This window comes from Dietzia maris (genome assembly GCF_036287335.1).
In the GTDB taxonomy this organism is placed as follows: Bacteria; Actinomycetota; Actinomycetes; order Mycobacteriales; family Mycobacteriaceae; genus Dietzia; species Dietzia cinnamea.
The window spans coordinates 1,179,130-1,195,284 of sequence record NZ_CP143053.1; the positions used below are offsets into that span (position 1 = coordinate 1,179,130).

The window sequence follows — 16,155 nt, forward strand, 5'->3', positions numbered from 1 at the left end:
CGAACCCTTCGATGGTCAGCGCTGGAGCCACACGGCGGTGTCCGGTGGCAGTCTCCTCCCGTCGAGGGGGCCCGACGCGAGCACCACGTCACCGTCGGGCAGCTGCACCGGGTGACGCGTCGTATTGATCATGCACAGGACCGGGCCGTCCTCGCGCCAAAACAGTAGACACCCGTCAAGTTTGTCGTCCCACCCGACCGTCGAGGATCCCGCGGGAGGCCACGACCGCCGGATCTCGATCGCTCGCCGGTACAGCGCCAGCGTGGAATGGGGGTCGGCCTCCTGCGCTGCCACCGTCAGCGGCGCCCATCCGTCGGGCATCGGCAGCCAGGTCCGCGGCGAGTCCGAGAACCCGTACGGCGGCCGGTCGCCGTCCCACGGGATGGGGACGCGGCAGTGGTCACGCCCCGTCTCGGCGTGGGCGGTGCGCTCCCAGGTCGGATCGGTGAGCCGATCGTGGGGGATGGAGTAGTCGCTGGGCAGGCCGAGTTCGGCGCCGTTGTAGACGAACGTGATGCCCGGCAGGGCGAGCGCGACGAGGAGCATGGCGCGGGCGCGCGCGGTGCCGATGGCGCCGTTGCCGTAGCGGGTCGCCTCGCGCACGACGTCGTGGTTCGACAGCGCCCATGTGGGGGCGGCGCCGGCGACGCGGGCGGCTTCGAGGGTGGAGTCGATCGCCTCGCGGATCGCCGCCGCCTCGAACGGGGCGCCGGTGATGGCGAAGTGGAACGCGAAGTGCAGCTCGTCGGGCCGGAGGTAGCGCGCGAACCGCTCGACCGAGCCCACCCAGACCTCGCCGAAGGCGGCGGTGCCGGGGTGGTCGTCGAGGACGCGCCGGATCCGTCGGTGGACATCGTGGACGCCGGGCTGGTCCCACCGTGTGTCACGGGTGTCGACGACGAGCTGCGCGATCTCCACGTCGTCGGGCAGGTCCGCGAGGTCGGCGGGTTTGGCGAGTCCGTGTGCGACGTCGATCCGGAACCCGTCTACCCCCAGGTCGAGCCAGAACCGCAGGGTGTGCTCGAGGTCGTCGGCGACGTCCGGGTGCGACCAGTCGAGGTCGGGCTGTTCGGGGGCGAAGAGGTGGAGGTACCACTGCCCGGGCGTGCCGTCGGGCTCGGTGACGCGGGTCCAGGCGGGGCCGCCGAACACGGACGGCCAGTTGTTGGGCGGCTCGGATCCGTCCTCGCCCCGCCCGTCGCGGAAGAAGTAGCGTGCCCGCTCGGGGCTGCCCGGCCCGGCGGCGACCGCGTCGGCGAACCAGGGGTGCTCCGCGCTGGTGTGGTTTGGCACGAGGTCCATGATGAGCACCATGCCCGCGGCGTGCAGTCGCTCCAGCAGCCGCTCGAGGGTGGCGACGTCCCCGAACAGCGGGTCCACGTCTCGTGGGTCCGAGACGTCGTATCCGTGGTCGACGCCCGGCGAACGCATGATCGGCGAGAGCCAGAGCCCGTCCACTCCGAGCGACTCGAGGTGGCCCACGCGGTCGAGGACGCCCTGCAGATCCCCCGTCCCGTCACCGTCGGAGTCGGCGAACGAGCGTGGGTAGATCTGGTAGAGGACCATGTCGTCCCATGCTCGCCGGGCGTGCGCGGGGGAGGGGGTCACGGCACGTCGGCGGTGTTGACCATCATGGCGGCGGCGCGGGTGAGGTAGTCCACCAGCGCGGCGCGGTGCTCGTCGCCCAGGGTGTCGCGGTCGATCGTCTCGACCGCCGCGAGCATGTGGGTGAGCCACGCGTCGTGGGCGGCGCGGTCGACGACGTACGGATTGTGCCGCATACGCAGTCGCGGGTGCCCGCGTTGCTCGGAGTAGGTGGTGGGGCCTCCCCAGTACTGCTCGAGGAACATCCGCAGGCGGTCCTCGGCGGGGCCCAGGTCCTCCTCGGGGTACATCGGGCGCAGCACGGGGTCGTTCGCCACGCGGCGGTAGAACTCGTGGACGATCTTCCGGAACGTCTCCGCCCCACCGACCTCGTCATAGAACGTGCTGCTGCTCATGCATTCCATGATGCCTGCATGGTCACCTTCGGGCCGCCGGGGCGGACACCCGCGGGCCCCCGCGCAGGTGGTGGCGCCGCGCCGAACCCGTGCCCGCCCCGCCCGCCGCGACGCTTGCGGCGATATGGACGTACGCATGGCGGTTTTGGACGTAACCAGGCTGGTGATCCGGGCTCCGGAGCGACATGGTTACGTCCACATTTCGATCACGCGGTGATCAGACCGGCGTGGTTCCCCCGACCGTGGCGTCGCGGAGCACAATCGGTGCCGCCCCCGCCGCGACTGGTCCCGGCAGGGCGGCCCGGCGAGCCCGCTCACCTGTAAACCGCGCGAAGAGTTCACCGAAGGTGCATCATCGTTGCAGGCAAGGTTCACTGCGGGCCCGGTCGGGAATGGTGCACTGGGCTCGGAGCAGACGAGCGGAGACCGACCATGGGCACAGCAGTGCGCGAGAACTCGGAGTACCGACAACGGGGGGCTCGAGCCCCGAAGCGACTGGAGCCGGTCCCGGACCGGCCGGTCCCGCTCGCGTCGGCACCGCGCGTGCTGCTGCTCAACGCCAGCTACGAGGCACTCACCGCCCTCCCGGCACGCCGGGCCGTGGTGATGCTGCTGGGCGGGAAGGCCGACGTGGTGCACGAGCACCCTGTGGAGGTCGTGGTGCGCTCGGTCGACACCTCGGTGCGCGTGCCCTCCGTCATCCGGCTCCGCGAGTACGTCCGGATCCCGTACCGCTCGCAGGTGCCGATGACCCGCGCCGCGCTCATGCACCGGGACGGGCACCGCTGCGGCTACTGCAACGCCAAGGCCACGACCGTCGACCACGTCGTCCCACGCAGCCGTGGGGGAGCGCACAACTGGGAGAACTGTGTCGCCTCGTGCGCACCGTGCAACCACCGCAAGGCGGACAAGCTCCTCTCCGAGTTGGGCTGGGAGCTCAAGGTGCCGCTCGTCGCCCCGCGTGGTCGAACGTGGAGGCTCGTCTCGCAGTTGCGGGAGATCGGCCCGTACTGGGAGGACTACCTCTACCTCGACGCCGCCTGATCCACGGCTCCGCGTCCCGGGGCCGCGGGTCAGGCGGGCGCGCCGGGACGCCCAGCCGCCCCCGGCGATGACGTCTCGCCCGCCCCGCGGTGCGCGCATGCCGCCATGGCGAGGGGCGGCTGTGGCCCGGTGGGTTAAACGCCGGTCAGTCGGCCTCGGCGGCGTCGACGGCCCGGGCCGCCAACGCGCGGGTCATGTCCGCGGTCTGCTCGGCGATGATCCGACGCAGCGACGACGGCCGCGACTCGTCGGCGATCACCTGCTCGAACCGCTCCACGGTCTCGCTGTCGACCGCCCAGGAGGGGAAAATCCCCTCGGCGACGGTCTGCGCGAGGTCGCCGGGGCGGGCCTTCCACAACGCGGTGACGTCGTCGAGATAGCGCTCGCAGAGCCCAGTGAGCAGGTGCTCGTGGCCGGGCAGATCCAGCCCGAGGAGCGTGGCACGCACGATCGCGTTGGTCGGGGCGTCGGCGCCCGTTGTCAGGAGCAACTCCTCCGCCTCCTCCTTCGCGGCGACGGAGGGGCGAGCCGCCCGGGCGGTGGCGGCCCGGCGCGCCCCGCCGGCCGTGTCGTCGGCGGCGAGTTCGGCATCGATGCGGTCGACGCCCTCGACGCCCGCGGCGACGAGTGACGTGAGCACGGTCCAGCGGAGATCGGTGTCGACGACGAGGCCGGGCAGGCCCGCGTCCTCGGCACCCGCGTCGAGGAGCGTCCCGAGCACACGCTGCTGATCGATCCCGATCGGGCACGCACACAGCGCGGTGAGGAACGCGAGCTGATGATCCGAACCCGGTTCGGCGTCGCGGGCCGCGGCGAGCATGGCCCCGGAGAACGTCGCCCACCCGGTCGCGGCCGCCCAGTCCGGGTCGGCGTAGCGTGCCAACGCGGTCTGCGCCTGCGTGAGCACACGCTGGACGACGCCGATCTGGGACTCGCGCGGGACGGCACGCGAGACCACCTCGACGAAGCGGCGGGCCGGGAGCCGCGCCTCCCGCGTCATCTCCCACAGCGCCGACCAGCACAGCGTCCGCGCGAGCGGGTCCACGATGTTCTCGAGGGAGTCCAGGACGGTGGCCAGCGACCGCTCGTCCAGACGGACCGAGCAGTAGGTCAGGTCCTCGTCGTTGGGCAGGACGAGGTCGGGCACCGTCTGTCCGGCCAGGTCGGCGACGACGGTCCGCTCGCCGGTGATGTCGAGTTCGGCGCGGGCGGTCCGTACGAGTGCGCCGGAGTCGTCGCGGTTGTACAGGCCCACCCCCAGGCGGTGGGTGCGCAGCTCCCCGGCCCCCGGCGCGGCGGGCCCCTGGACCACCGTCAGCTCGGAGATGCGGGCACCCTCTCCGCTGCCGGCGACGGCCACGTCGACGGAGATCGGGTTGATGCCGGTGGTCCGCAGCCACTGGTCGGCCCAGCCGGACAGGTCCCGACCGGAGGACTTTTCCAGCGCCGACAGCAGGTCGTCGAACTCGGCGTTGCCGAACGCGTGCTCGGCGAAGTACGCGCGCAGACCCGCGAGGAAGGGCTCGCGCCCGACGTAGGCGACGAGTTGCTTGAGCACCGAGGCGCCCTTGGCGTAGGTGATGCCGTCGAAGTTGGCCTCGACCGTCTCCAGGTCGGTCATGTCCGCCGCCACGGGGTGCGTCGACGGCAGCTGGTCCTGGCGGTACGCCCACGACTTCTCCACGTTGGCGAACGTCGTCCACGCCTCCGTGTACTGGGTCGCGTCGACCTGGGCGAGCACGGAGGCGAAGGTGGCGAACGACTCGTTGAGCCACAGGTCGTCCCACCACCGCATGGTCACGAGGTCCCCGAACCACATGTGGGCCATCTCGTGGAGGATCGTCTCGTTGCGCCGCTCGTAGCGGTAGCCGGTCACCCGGGAGCGGAAGACGTAGTCCTCGAGGAACGTCACCGCGCCGGCGTTCTCCATGGCCCCCGCGTTGAACTCGGGGACGAAAATCTGGTCGTACTTGCCGAACGCGTACGGCAGCCCGAACTCGCGGTGGTAGAAGCCGAAGCCCTCCTTTGTCTCCGCGAAGAGGCGGTCGGCGTCGAGGTACTCGGCGAGCGAGGCGCGGCACAGCAGCCGCAGCGGGATGGTGCCGTGCTCGTCGGTGTAGGCGTCCTCCACCACGTGATACGGGCCCGCGATGAGTGCGACCAGGTAGGTGGACATGATCTCGGTCGGCTTAAAGCGGTGGACCACGCCCCCGCCCTCCGCCGGTGACTCCTCGGCCAGCGTGTTGGCCACCACGACCCACTTCTCCGGTGCGGTCACCGTGAGCGTGTACCTCGCCTTGAGATCCGGCTGGTCGAAGCAGGCGAAGACCCGCTTGGCGTCCGCGGTCTCGAACTGGGAGTAGAGATAGACCTCCCCGTCCGCGGGGTCGACCATCCGGTGCAGGCCCTCACCGGTCGTGGTGTACGCCAGATCGGCGTCCACCACGAGCTCGTTGGACTCCTGCAGGTCGGGAAGGGTGAGGCCCTCCTCGTCGTCGTACCGGTTCTCCTCCCCGGCCGGGAACAGCTCCCGGCCGTTGAGGACCGCCGACCTGATCACCGCCGACCGCAGGTCGATGAAGGTCTCCGCGCCCGGGCGCGCGCAGGAGAACCGCACCACGGTGCGCGAGCGGAACGTGCCGGACCCGGGCCCGCCGTTGCCGTCGGTGAGGTCGATCTCCACGTCGTACGACTCGACGCTGAGCAGTTCCGACCGCGCGCCGGCGTCGGCGCGGGTGAGGTTGAGCGAGCGCATCTGTGGGACCTCGGTTCGGTGGGGGTTCGGCTACCGCACCAGTCCTACCACCCGGACCCGACACATAAGCGCCAGTGGCGGCACGCGCGCCGGGCGGGGAGGATGGGGACATGACCTCCAGTACGCAGTCCGCCACCCGTTCCGTCGATTTCTGGTTCGATCCGCTGTGCCCCTTCGCGTGGGTCACCAGCCGCTGGATCCTCGAGGTCGAGAAGGTCCGCGACATCTCGCTGACGTGGAACGTCATGAGCCTGGCCGTGCTCAACGACGGCCGGGACCTGCCCGAGGACTACGTGGAGAAGATGAAGCTCGCGTGGGGCCCCGTGCGGGTGGCGATCGCCGCCGCCAAGCGCCACGGCCAGGAGGTCCTCGGGCCGCTGTACACCGAGATGGGCACCCGCATCCACGACCAGGGTCGTGGCGTCGAGGACCCGACCGTCATCACCGAGGCGCTCCAGGCGGCCGGCCTGGACGCCGACCTCGCCGAGGCAGCGGGGACCGAAGAGTACGACGACGAGCTCCGCGCCTCCCACCACCGGGGCATGGACCCGGTGGGCGACGAGGTCGGCACGCCGGTGGTCCACGTCGACGGGGTGGCCTTCTTCGGGCCCGTCCTGACGCGCATCCCGCGTGGCGAGGAGGCCGGCAAGGTGTTCGACGGTGCCGCGCTGCTCGCCGGGTTCCCGTACTTCTTCGAGCTCAAGCGCAGCCGCACGGAGGATCCGCGGTTCGACTGAGCGGCACTGTCGGCACCGGTGCCCCGGGGGTGGGCGCACCCGGGGCGTGGCAGAATCGCCGCCATGCGCATCTACCTGGGAGCGGACCACGCCGGCTTCGAGACCAAGAACGTCATCGCCGAGCATCTGAAGGGCTCCGGCCACGAGGTCGTCGACTGCGGCGCCCACACCTACGACGCCGAGGACGACTACCCGGCGTTCTGCATCGACGCCGCCCGGAAGGTCGTCGCCGATCCGGGCAGCCTCGGGATCGTCCTGGGCGGGTCCGGCAACGGCGAGCAGATCGCCGCGAACAAGGTGCCCGGCGCGCGCTGCGCCCTCGCGTGGAGCGTCGAGACCGCCCGGCTCGCGCGTGAGCACAACAACGCGCAGCTGATCGGCATCGGCGGGCGTATGCACTCCCGCGAGGAGGCGCTGGCGATCGTCGACGCGTTCCTCGACCAGGAGTGGTCGGGAGCCGAGCGACACCAGCGGCGCATCGACATCCTCGCCGAGTACGAGCGCACCGGCGAGGCCCCCGCGGTCCCCGGCGCCTGATCCCCTGACCGGCCCGGTCCCCACCGTGTCCGAGCGTCACCGTGCCTGAGGGGCACACCCTCCACCGGCTGGCACGCCTGCACACCGAGTACTTCGCAGGCGGGCCCGTCCGTGTGTCCAGCCCCCAGGGCCGGTTCGCGGACCATGTCGTCGTCGACGGACGGTACTTCGAGCGCGCCACCGCGGTCGGCAAGCACCTCTTCCACCACTACGAGGGCGGCCTCGCCGTCCACGTCCACCTGGGCCTGTACGGCTTCTTCGACACCCACCTGGTTCCCGAGGGGCAGGACCCGCCGGCTCCGGTCGGGCAGGTCCGCATGCGGGTGGGCGCGATCGCCGACGGGGCGCCCGCACACTGGGTCGACCTGCGTGGACCGACCCGGTGCGAGGTGATCGCCGAGGCGGAGGTCGGCGAAGTGCGCGACCGACTGGGCCCCGACCCCCTCGACCCGGACGCCGAGCCGGAGCGAGCCTGGGCCCGGATCGCGCGCAGCGCCCGGCCCATCGGTGCCCTGCTCATGGACCAGAAGGTCCTGGCCGGCGTCGGCAACGTCTACCGCGCCGAGGTGCTCTTCCGGCACGGGATCGACCCGTTCCGTCCGGGCAAGGACCTCGATCGCGCGCAGTTCGACGCCGTGTGGGACGACCTCGTCGCGCTGATGGAGATCGGGGTACGGACCGGGGCCATCCACACCATCCGTCCCGAACACGATCACGGCGACGTGCCGAGGCGTGGCGCCGACCGGCCGCGCAACTACGTTTACCAACGCGACGGCTGGGAGTGCCGGGTCTGCGGGGACCAGGTGCGTCAGCAGGCGATGGAGGCGCGGACCCTGTACTGGTGTCCCACCTGCCAGCCGGGGCGGCCCGGCCGCTGACCGGGCGGCTCCGGGTGGGGGGTGTGCAGCCGCGCGCGACCATGGCGTCTGGCGCGCACCGGAGTCGGGGCGAGACGCCATGGCGAGGGGCGGCTGTGGGCGGGCCGGTCGGGCGGGCGCGCGAGACCACATCCGCGGGAGCGACTGCGCATCGACGGGGGCGTGCTGACGAGAAAAGCCCCGAGCCGTCGGTGGGGACGGGCGGGGCTCTCTGTGGAGCGGGTGACGGGAATCGAACCCGCGTATCCTGCTTGGAAGGCAGGGGCTTTACCATTAAGCTACACCCGCGTCGGTGGCCTGACCTGGGGTTTTCCCCGGGTTCCGCTCACGCTGTGACAACACTACCGGACGCCACGCGGCGCTCCCAACTTCCGGGCCGATAAGTCGGAATCGGTGCCGAGGTCGGCCTGTCGTACACTGGGCGAGTTGGTTTGGCGGCCCGGCGGATTTCCCGTGCGTGACAGCGGGGTGGTCGGCCGCGCGACCCACCGGGATGTGGCGCAGCTTGGTAGCGCATCCGCTTTGGGAGCGGAGGGTCGCAGGTTCGAATCCTGTCATCCCGACCAGCGGAGCCGAAAGACACGAACCCCCAGAAGACTTCCTAGGAGAACATCACCGTGAAGAGCACTGTCGAGCAGCTCAACCCGACCCGGGTCAAGATCACCGTGGAGGTGCCGTTCGCGGAGCTCGAGCCGGACTTCGCCAAGGCCTACAAGTCGCTCGCCGGCCAGGTCAATATCCCGGGCTTCCGTCCCGGTAAGGCCCCGGCCAAGCTCCTCGAGTCGCGGATCGGTCGCCCGGCCGTCCTCGAGCAGGTCATCAACGACATGATCCCCGCGCGCTACAGCCAGGCCGTCGACGAGCACGAGCTCGTGGTCCTGGCCCAGCCGGAGATCGAGGTCACCAAGCTCGAGGACAACGACGTCGTGGAGTTCACGGCCGAGGTCGACGTCCGCCCGGAGATCACCCTGCCGAAGTTCGAGGACCTCGAGGTCACCGTCGAGGCGCCCGAGACCGACGACGCCGCCGTCGACGCCGAGCTCGACAACCTCCGCGCCCGCTTCGGCACCCTCAAGGGCGTCGAGCGCGGCGCCACCAAGGGCGACTTCCTGTCCGTGGACCTGGCCGCCACCGTCGACGGCGAGCCGGTCGAGGACGCCTCCACCGAGGGCCTGTCCTACGAGCTCGGCTCGGGCACGCTCATCGAGGGTCTCGACGAGGCCGCCGAGGGCCTGAAGGCCGGCGAGTCGAAGGAGTTCACCTCCTCGCTCGTCGCCGGTGAGCACGCCGGCAAGGAGGCCGTCATCACGGTGACCGTCCAGTCGGTCAAGGAGCGCGAGCTGCCCGAGGCCGACGACGAGTTCGCCCAGATGGCCAGCGAGTTCGACACCCTCGAGGAGCTGCGCGCCGACCTCACCGAGAAGGTCGCCCAGCAGGCGAAGGCCGGCCTGGCCGGGGAGATCCGCGACAAGGTGCTCGACGCGCTTCTCGAGGCCACCGACGTCCCGACCCCCGACGCCCTCGTCGAGGCCGAGGCGCACCAGCAGCTGCACTCGATCTTCGGCGATGCCGCGCACGACGACGACATGATCAACTCCATGCTCGCCGCGGAGGGCACCGACCGCGAGACCTTCGATGCGGAGACGCTCGAGGCCACCGCCCGTGCCATCCGTAGCCAGCTCCTGCTGGACGCGGTCGCCGAGGAGGCCTCCACCGACGTCTCGCAGGAGGAGCTCACGCAGCACATCCTGTTCCAGGCCCAGCGCTACGGCATGGACCCCAACCAGTTCGTGCAGCAGATCCAGCAGGCCGGTCAGCTCGGCTCGCTGTTCTCCGACGTCCGCCGCTCCAAGGCTCTGGCCGACGTGATCCAGCAGGTCACCGTCAAGGACGCCGAGGGCAACATCGTGGACACCTCCGAGTTCTTCGGCACCCGTGAGGACGCCTCGGACGAGGACGCCGCCGATGAGGCGACCGACTCCGTCGACGAGTCGCGCGAGGACACCGACGCCTGATCGGCACGCCCAGTCGCACCCGGGGGCCGGGGACCACCACGCGTGGTCCCCGGCCCTCTCCTCGTCAGGGGCTGCCCCGGCGGAGAGCGGGGTCGGCCGACGCTGAGAGCGAACACCCGCCCCGGCGGGACGGTTCCGTCCCCGGCGTTGGTTAGTGTTTGACGTAACGGTTCCCCGGCCACCGGTCGGCCGGGCGCCGCGCGAGCGGTGAAGACGATGAGCGAAGGTAGGTTCCCCGTGGCCCAGAACGGTTCAGCGGCTCAGCCCGGTTCGACACAGCCCGCCCTCAACTCGCCGGGGTCCCACGGACTTACTCTCGGCGACTCGGTGTACGAACGTCTCCTCCAGGAACGGATCATCTTCCTGGGGTCCCAGGTCGACGACGACATCGCCAACCGCCTCTGCGCGCAGATGCTCCTGCTCGCCGCGGAGGATCCCTCCCGCGACATCGCGATGTACATCAACTCGCCCGGCGGCTCGGTGACGGCCGGTATGGCCATCTACGACACCATGCAGTTCGTCGAGTGCGACGTGGCCACCTACGGCATGGGTCTGGCCGCCTCGATGGGCCAGTTCCTGCTGGCGGCCGGGACGAAGGGCAAGCGCTACGCCCTGCCGCACGCCAAGATCATGATGCACCAGCCGTCGGCCGGCGTCGGAGGCTCCGCCGCCGACATCGCCATCCAGGCCGAGCAGTTCGCGGCGACCAAGCGTGAGATGGCCGAGCTCATCGCCTTCCACACCGGTCAGTCGTTCGAGCAGGTCACCGAGGACTCCGACCGCGACCGCTGGTTCACGGCCGAGCAGGCCAAGGAGTACGGCTTCGTCGACCACGTCATCTCGCGTGCGTCCCAGTCCGGCGGGTCCTCGCCGTCGTGATCGAGTCCTTCCCCGGCGGGAGCGCTCCCGCCGACCGTCCAGCCCCGCACACGACCACGGAGTCCCCGATGACCTCACTGCCGTCCTCACGCTACATTCTCCCGTCCTTCGTCGAGCACTCCAGCTACGGCGTCAAGGAATCCAACCCGTACAACAAGCTCTTCGAGGAGCGCATCATCTTCCTGGGCACCCAGGTCGACGACGCCTCGGCGAACGACATCATGGCCCAGCTCCTGGTCCTGGAGGGCCAGGATCCGGACCGCGACATCACCATGTACATCAACTCGCCGGGCGGCTCGTTCACGTCGCTCATGGCGATCTACGACACGATGCAGTACGTGCGCCCGGACGTCGTGACGGTGTGCCTCGGGCAGGCCGCGTCGGCCGCGGCCGTGCTGCTCGCGGCGGGCACGAAGGGCAAGCGCGCCGCGCTTCCCAACGCCCGCATCCTCATCCACCAGCCCGCCACCGGCGGCATCCAGGGCCAGGTCTCGGACCTCGAGATCCAGGCCGCGGAGATCGAGCGGATGCGTCGACTCATGGAGACCACCCTCGCCCGTCACACCGGTCGTGACGCCGACCAGATCCGCAAGGACACGGACCGCGACAAGATCCTCACGGCCGAGGAGGCCAAGGACTACGGCATCATCGACACCGTGTTCGACTACCGCAAGCTGTCGGCGGGCAACTGACGCGGCGGCGGCGCGCCGCTCAGGGGAGCGGTGCGCCGTCGGGTGCAATGAACTGATCGCGCGGGGCGGCTTTTGTGGCCGCTCCCGCGTACCGTCGACTACGGGGCGTGACATCGACGCCCCCGGAATGCGAGGACGTAGAACTCATGGCGCGTGTGGGTGAGAGCGGCGACCTGTTGAAGTGTTCCTTCTGTGGGAAGAGTCAGAAGCAGGTCAAGAAGCTGATCGCCGGTCCCGGGGTCTACATCTGCGACGAGTGCATCGAGCTGTGCAACGAGATCATCGAGTCGGAGGTCGACGAGTCGCAGGAGGCGGGTCTCGACGCGCTGCCCAAGCCGGCCGAGATCCACGCGTTCCTCGACGAGTACGTGGTGGGGCAGGACGCGGCCAAGCGCAATCTCGCGGTGGCGGTCTACAACCACTACAAGCGTATCCGCGTGGGCGCGACCCTCGGACGTGGTGACGGCGTCGAGCTGGCCAAGTCCAACATCCTCATGCTGGGCCCGACCGGCTGCGGCAAGACCTACCTCGCGCAGACCCTCGCCAAGATGCTCAACGTGCCGTTCGCGATCGCGGACGCCACGGCGCTGACCGAGGCCGGGTACGTGGGCGAGGACGTGGAGAACATCCTCCTCAAGCTCATCCAGGCCGCTGACTTCGACACCAAGCGCGCCGAGATGGGCATCATCTACATCGACGAGGTCGACAAGATCGCGCGCAAGGCGGAGAACCCGTCGATCACGCGGGACGTGTCCGGCGAGGGCGTCCAGCAGGCGCTGCTCAAGATCCTCGAGGGGACCCAGGCGTCGGTGCCGCCGCAGGGCGGGCGCAAGCATCCCCACCAGGAGTTCATCCAGATCGACACGTCCAACGTGCTGTTCATCGTGGCCGGCGCGTTCCAGGGCCTGGAGAAGATCGTCGGCGACCGCGTGGGCCGCAAGGGCCTGGGGTTCGGCGCGGAGGTGGCCAGTAAGAACGAGCTGGACACCACGGACAACTTCTCGGAGGTCATGCCCGAGGACCTGGTCAAGTTCGGCCTGATCCCGGAGTTCATCGGGCGCCTGCCCGTGGTGGCGACCGTGACGAGCCTCGACCGCGAGGCCCTGGTGAACATCCTCGCCGAGCCGAAGAACGCGCTGGTCAAGCAGTACGCCCGCCTGTTCGAGATGGACGGCGTGGAGCTCGAGTTCACGCAGGACGCGCTCGAGGCAGTGGCCGATCAGGCGATCCTTCGCGGCACCGGCGCCCGTGGTCTGCGTGCGATCATGGAGGAGGTGCTCCTGCCGGTGATGTACGACATCCCGGGCCGCGACGACGTCGCCCGCGTGGTGGTCACCGGCGAGACGGTGCGCGACAACGTCCTCCCGACGATCGTCCCGGTCTCCGAGGAGGAGCCCCGCGAGCGCTCGGCGTGAGCTGACCGGCCGGCGGGTGGAGGAGATCCCCGCCGTGCTCGAGGCGATGGAGGGCGTAGTGGCCCGCGGTCGGTTCGCCAAGGCCGCCCTCGAGATCGCGATGTTCGACGCGTGGGCCCGGTCGTCGGACGTGCCGGTTCGCTCGCTGCTCGGCGGCGCGGTGCGTGATTCGATCGAGTGCACCTGGGCGCTGGGCGCCATGCCGCTCGAGGAGATGGTCGCCGAGATCGACGAGCTGCTGGCGGCGGACCGGCACCGCACCTTCAAGCTGAAGATGGGCGCGCTGGATCCGGCGGAGGACGTGGCCCGCATTGCCGCGCTCGCGGAGCGGCTGAACGGTCGCGCCGGTCTGCGGGTGGACATCAACGCCCGTTGGGACCGGTTCGCCGCCAATGTGCATCTGCCCGCGTCGGTGGAGGCCGGGATCGAGCTCATCGAGCAGCCGACCCCCACCGAGCAGGTCGAGGTGCTCGCCGAGCTCAACCGGTCGCTGCCGGTGCAATTCATGGCGGACGAGTCGGTCCAGTCGCCGCACGACGCGCTCGAGGTCGCCCGTCGGGACGCGGCCGGGGTGATCGCGGTCAAGACCACCAAGCTCGGCGGGCTCACCCGCGGCAAGGAGGTCGTGGCGGTCGCCCGCGCAGCGGGGATCGCCTGCCACGCGGCGACGTCCTTGGAGGGGCCGATAGGCACGGTCGCCTCACTGCACCTGGCGTGCGCGGAGCCCGGCTTCAACTACGGCTCGGAGCTCTTCGGCCCGCTGCTGCTGGCCGAGACGTACGTCACCACGCCGATCCGCTACGAGGAGGGCCGCGTACACCTCCCGGAGGGACCGGGCCTGGACGTGGAGCCCGACCACGACGCGGTGGAGCGGTTCACCCGCCGCTGATGACCGCCCCGACCCACCACTGACAAACGCCCGACCCACACCACCGACAAGAAGGAAAGGCCGACAATGGCACTGTTCCACGTCCGCATGGACGTCAGGATCCCGCACGACCTGGACCCGGAGGTCCGCGCCGAGACCGTGGCGCGCGAGAAGGCCTACAGCCAGGAGCTGCAACGGTCCGGGAAGTGGCGTGAGCTCTGGCGCATCGTCGGCCAGTACTCGAACATCAGCATCTTCGACGTCGAGTCCGGCGACGAGCTCCACGAGATCCTCCAGGAACTCCCACTGTTCCCGTACATGGACATCGAGGTCATGACCCTGACCCGGCACCCGTCCCGGATCGACGGCTGACGGCGACATGTCGGACGCCCCCGGGGCGGAGCGCGGAACACGCGGTCCACCCCGGGGGCGTCGTCGCTTCCCAGGACGTCCCGGCGGCGGGTGCGTTGTTCCGGGCACCGGGCGGGCCGGTCGGTGCCTCCCCTCCGCACTACCGCGGGCATAGGCGCAGCGCGACCTCCGCGAGGTGCGCTGGTTCTTCGGCTCACGCTGCCTCTCCGTACGGAAATCCCGGGGGTGCGCTGCGGGAACGGACCTTTCCGCCAGCGCGAGTCGAAGGCGCAGCGCGACCCCCGCGAGGTGCGCTGGCGTAATGCCCGGGCGCGGCCTTCCCGGGGGGCTGCGCCCGGGTGGGCGGTTGCGGTCGCGGCGTCGGCGTCAGACCCGCTCGAACACGGCGGCGAGGCCCTGGCCACCGCCGATGCACATGGTCTCCAGGCCCCACTGCGCGTCCCGGCGGACCATTTCGCGGGAGAGGGTCGCGAGCATCCGGGCACCGGTCGCGCCGACGGGGTGGCCGAGAGAGATGCCGGAACCGTGCGGGTTGAGGTGCTCGGAGGCCGGATCGATGTCCCACTCACGCATGACGGCCAGAGCCTGGGCGGCGAACGCCTCGTTGAGTTCGATGACGTCCATGTCGGCCAGCGTGAGTCCCAACCGGTCGAGTGCTTTGGCGGTCGCGGGGACCGGACCGATGCCCATGGTCTCCGGGGCGACGCCCGCGACGGCCCAGGAGGCCAGACGCACGATCGGGGTCAGGCCGAGAGTTGCCGCCCTGTCGGCGGTGGTCACCACGCACATCGCGGCGCCGTCGTTCTGACCGGAGGCGTTGCCGGCGGTGACTGTGGCTTCGGAGTCCGCACGTCCCATGATCGGGCGCAGCTCAGCAAGCGCCTCCACGCTGGAGTCCGCACGCGGGTGTTCGTCGGTGTCCACGACCAGGTCGTCGCCCTTGCGCTGCGGGACGGTGACCGGGACGATCTCCTCGCCGAATGCGCCGGACCGCTGTGCGGCGACCGCCCGTTGGTGTGACTGCGGCCATGGCCGGCCGGGTCACGATCGTCCAGGCCGAGGAGGTCGTCTGCGAGGGTGAGATCGACCCCGCCGACGTCCACCTGCCCGGCATCTACGTCCAGCGCATCGTCGAGGTCGGACGCCAGGAGACCGGCGTGGAGATCGAGAAGCTCAGCAGCAACGGGGAGGATCAGTCATGAGCTGGACCCATGAGCAGATGGCCGCCCGGATCGCCGCGGACTTCACCGATGGCCAGTACGTCAACCTCGGCATAGGGATGCCGACGCTGATCCCCGACCACCTCCCCGAGGGAGTGCGTGTCACACTCCACTCGGAGAACGGGATCCTGGGCGTTGGCCCCTATCCGACCCGGGAACAGCTGGACCCCGAGATGATCAACGCCGGCAAGGAGACGATCACCGCCGCACCCGGCGCGGCGTTCTTCGGCTCCTCGGACTCGTTCGCCATGATCCGGGGCGGCCACGTCGACGTGGCGGTGCTGGGCGCGATGCAGGTCTCGCAGCACGGCGACCTGAGCAACTGGATGATCCCGGGCGCGATGGTCAAGGGCATGGGCGGTGCGATGGACCTCGTCCACGGTGCCGGCCGTGTGATCGTGATGATGGACCACGTCACTCGCAAGGGCGGTCTCAAGCTCATGGAGGAGAACACCCTCCCGTACACCGGAAAGGCCTGCGTCCAGCGGGTCGTGACCGATCTGTGCGTCCTCGACATCACCGAGGAGGGCTTCCGCCTGGTCGAGCTGGCGCCCGACGTGACGATCGACGAGGTCCGTCAGAAGACGGCTGCGCCGGTCCATGCCTGATCAGCGCCGCCCGCCCGGCAACTCCGCGCGCCGGGGAACTCCGCCCGCCCGCTCGCCCGCCGGGCGGTGCGGACGAGGTCGACGAGCGGGCACACGGTACGGGGTCGGATTCTCACTACTGTAGGGGCCGACCCC

The 16,155-nt window shown here is 70.3% G+C and carries 14 protein-coding genes, 2 tRNA genes and 2 pseudogenes; 13 read left to right on the top strand and 5 right to left on the bottom strand.

Going from position 1 to position 16,155, the window contains the following annotated elements; all coding sequences use genetic code 11:
• Positions 1-15: 15 nt before the first annotated feature.
• Together VYL96_RS05390 and VYL96_RS05395 are read right to left on the bottom strand one after the other, a co-directional pair.
• Positions 16-1,566, bottom strand: coding sequence for a glycoside hydrolase family 13 protein (locus tag VYL96_RS05390; RefSeq protein WP_207913514.1), 1,551 nt, complete (start codon positions 1,564-1,566; stop codon positions 16-18).
• A 38-nt stretch (positions 1,567-1,604) separates the two neighbouring features.
• On the bottom strand, positions 1,605-2,000 hold the full coding sequence (locus VYL96_RS05395; RefSeq protein ID WP_082904694.1) for a globin: 396 nt from the start codon (positions 1,998-2,000) through the stop codon (positions 1,605-1,607).
• Between the two features lie 432 nt (positions 2,001-2,432).
• Between VYL96_RS05395 and VYL96_RS05400 the strand changes: the two genes are divergently transcribed.
• Positions 2,433-3,044 (top strand): HNH endonuclease, encoded by a 612-nt coding sequence (locus VYL96_RS05400; RefSeq protein ID WP_131884916.1) that lies wholly within the window; start codon positions 2,433-2,435, stop codon positions 3,042-3,044.
• A 145-nt stretch (positions 3,045-3,189) separates the two neighbouring features.
• On the opposite strand, the gene pepN is transcribed toward VYL96_RS05400, so the two are convergent.
• Complete coding sequence (gene pepN, locus VYL96_RS05405; RefSeq protein ID WP_131884915.1) at positions 3,190-5,799, bottom strand: aminopeptidase N; 2,610 nt, start codon at positions 5,797-5,799, stop codon at positions 3,190-3,192.
• A gap of 110 nt (positions 5,800-5,909) precedes the next feature.
• On the opposite strand from pepN, the gene VYL96_RS05410 reads away from it, so the two are divergent.
• The 3 genes from VYL96_RS05410 (at position 5,910) to VYL96_RS05420 (ending at position 7,951) form a co-directional block, all read left to right on the top strand.
• A complete protein-coding gene (locus VYL96_RS05410; protein WP_063974013.1) occupies positions 5,910-6,536 on the top strand; it encodes a mycothiol-dependent nitroreductase Rv2466c family protein in 627 nt (208 codons plus the stop codon).
• Between the two features lie 63 nt (positions 6,537-6,599).
• Positions 6,600-7,073 carry a ribose-5-phosphate isomerase gene (locus VYL96_RS05415; RefSeq protein WP_063974016.1) on the top strand — a complete coding sequence of 158 codons (474 nt, stop codon included), beginning with the start codon at positions 6,600-6,602 and terminating at the stop codon, positions 7,071-7,073.
• A gap of 41 nt (positions 7,074-7,114) precedes the next feature.
• On the top strand, positions 7,115-7,951 hold the full coding sequence (locus VYL96_RS05420; protein ID WP_131884914.1) for an Fpg/Nei family DNA glycosylase: 837 nt from the start codon (positions 7,115-7,117) through the stop codon (positions 7,949-7,951).
• A 214-nt stretch (positions 7,952-8,165) separates the two neighbouring features.
• Here the strand turns inward: VYL96_RS05420 and VYL96_RS05425 are convergent.
• Positions 8,166-8,239, bottom strand: a tRNA-Gly gene (locus tag VYL96_RS05425).
• Positions 8,240-8,440: 201 nt separating this feature from the next.
• On the opposite strand from VYL96_RS05425, the gene VYL96_RS05430 reads away from it, so the two are divergent.
• The 7 genes from VYL96_RS05430 (at position 8,441) to catC (ending at position 14,192) form a co-directional block, all read left to right on the top strand.
• Positions 8,441-8,517: transfer RNA gene (locus tag VYL96_RS05430), tRNA-Pro, on the top strand.
• Positions 8,518-8,568: 51 nt separating this feature from the next.
• Positions 8,569-9,966: a trigger factor gene (gene tig, locus VYL96_RS05435; protein WP_106385802.1), complete on the top strand. Its 1,398-nt coding sequence runs from the start codon at positions 8,569-8,571 to the stop codon at positions 9,964-9,966.
• Positions 9,967-10,203: 237 nt separating this feature from the next.
• Positions 10,204-10,845 carry an ATP-dependent Clp protease proteolytic subunit gene (locus tag VYL96_RS05440; RefSeq protein ID WP_007626671.1) on the top strand — a complete coding sequence of 214 codons (642 nt, stop codon included), beginning with the start codon at positions 10,204-10,206 and terminating at the stop codon, positions 10,843-10,845.
• A gap of 68 nt (positions 10,846-10,913) precedes the next feature.
• A complete protein-coding gene (locus VYL96_RS05445; protein WP_007626669.1) occupies positions 10,914-11,537 on the top strand; it encodes an ATP-dependent Clp protease proteolytic subunit in 624 nt (207 codons plus the stop codon).
• 146 nt (positions 11,538-11,683) lie between these two features.
• Positions 11,684-12,952 carry an ATP-dependent Clp protease ATP-binding subunit ClpX gene (gene clpX / locus VYL96_RS05450; protein ID WP_061228474.1) on the top strand — a complete coding sequence of 423 codons (1,269 nt, stop codon included), beginning with the start codon at positions 11,684-11,686 and terminating at the stop codon, positions 12,950-12,952.
• A 1-nt stretch (position 12,953) separates the two neighbouring features.
• Entirely contained in the window at positions 12,954-13,841 is an 888-nt protein-coding gene (locus VYL96_RS05455; protein WP_279432734.1) for a muconate/chloromuconate family cycloisomerase, read from the top strand.
• Between the two features lie 66 nt (positions 13,842-13,907).
• Positions 13,908-14,192, top strand: coding sequence for a muconolactone Delta-isomerase (gene catC, locus VYL96_RS05460; protein WP_131884913.1), 285 nt, complete (start codon positions 13,908-13,910; stop codon positions 14,190-14,192).
• A gap of 366 nt (positions 14,193-14,558) precedes the next feature.
• Here catC and VYL96_RS05465 read toward each other — a convergent pair.
• Positions 14,559-15,215, bottom strand: a pseudogene (locus VYL96_RS05465) (acetyl-CoA C-acyltransferase); the annotation flags it as partial.
• On the opposite strand from VYL96_RS05465, the pseudogene VYL96_RS05470 reads away from it, so the two are divergent.
• Both VYL96_RS05470 and VYL96_RS05475 read left to right on the top strand, forming a co-directional pair.
• Positions 15,215-15,394: pseudogene (locus VYL96_RS05470) on the top strand (CoA-transferase); the annotation flags it as partial. The pseudogenes VYL96_RS05465 and VYL96_RS05470 overlap by 1 nt on opposite strands.
• Positions 15,391-16,020: a 3-oxoacid CoA-transferase subunit B gene (locus VYL96_RS05475; RefSeq protein WP_061228476.1), complete on the top strand. Its 630-nt coding sequence runs from the start codon at positions 15,391-15,393 to the stop codon at positions 16,018-16,020. The pseudogene VYL96_RS05470 and the gene VYL96_RS05475, both read left to right, overlap by 4 nt.
• Positions 16,021-16,155: the final 135 nt, after the last annotated feature.

Excerpts from the sequence above, each read along its gene's own strand:
- VYL96_RS05390 (WP_207913514.1), bottom strand. The coding sequence starts at position 1,566 with ATGGTCCTCTACCAGATCTACCCACGCTCGTTCGCCGACTCCGACGGT.
- VYL96_RS05395 (WP_082904694.1), bottom strand. The coding sequence starts at position 2,000 with ATGAGCAGCAGCACGTTCTATGACGAGGTCGGTGGGGCGGAGACGTTC.
- VYL96_RS05400 (WP_131884916.1), top strand. The coding sequence starts at position 2,433 with ATGGGCACAGCAGTGCGCGAGAACTCGGAGTACCGACAACGGGGGGCT.
- pepN (WP_131884915.1), bottom strand. The coding sequence starts at position 5,799 with ATGCGCTCGCTCAACCTCACCCGCGCCGACGCCGGCGCGCGGTCGGAA.
- VYL96_RS05410 (WP_063974013.1), top strand. The coding sequence starts at position 5,910 with ATGACCTCCAGTACGCAGTCCGCCACCCGTTCCGTCGATTTCTGGTTC.
- VYL96_RS05415 (WP_063974016.1), top strand. The coding sequence starts at position 6,600 with ATGCGCATCTACCTGGGAGCGGACCACGCCGGCTTCGAGACCAAGAAC.
- VYL96_RS05445 (WP_007626669.1), top strand. The coding sequence starts at position 10,914 with ATGACCTCACTGCCGTCCTCACGCTACATTCTCCCGTCCTTCGTCGAG.
- clpX (WP_061228474.1), top strand. The coding sequence starts at position 11,684 with ATGGCGCGTGTGGGTGAGAGCGGCGACCTGTTGAAGTGTTCCTTCTGT.
- catC (WP_131884913.1), top strand. The coding sequence starts at position 13,908 with ATGGCACTGTTCCACGTCCGCATGGACGTCAGGATCCCGCACGACCTG.
- VYL96_RS05475 (WP_061228476.1), top strand. The coding sequence starts at position 15,391 with ATGAGCTGGACCCATGAGCAGATGGCCGCCCGGATCGCCGCGGACTTC.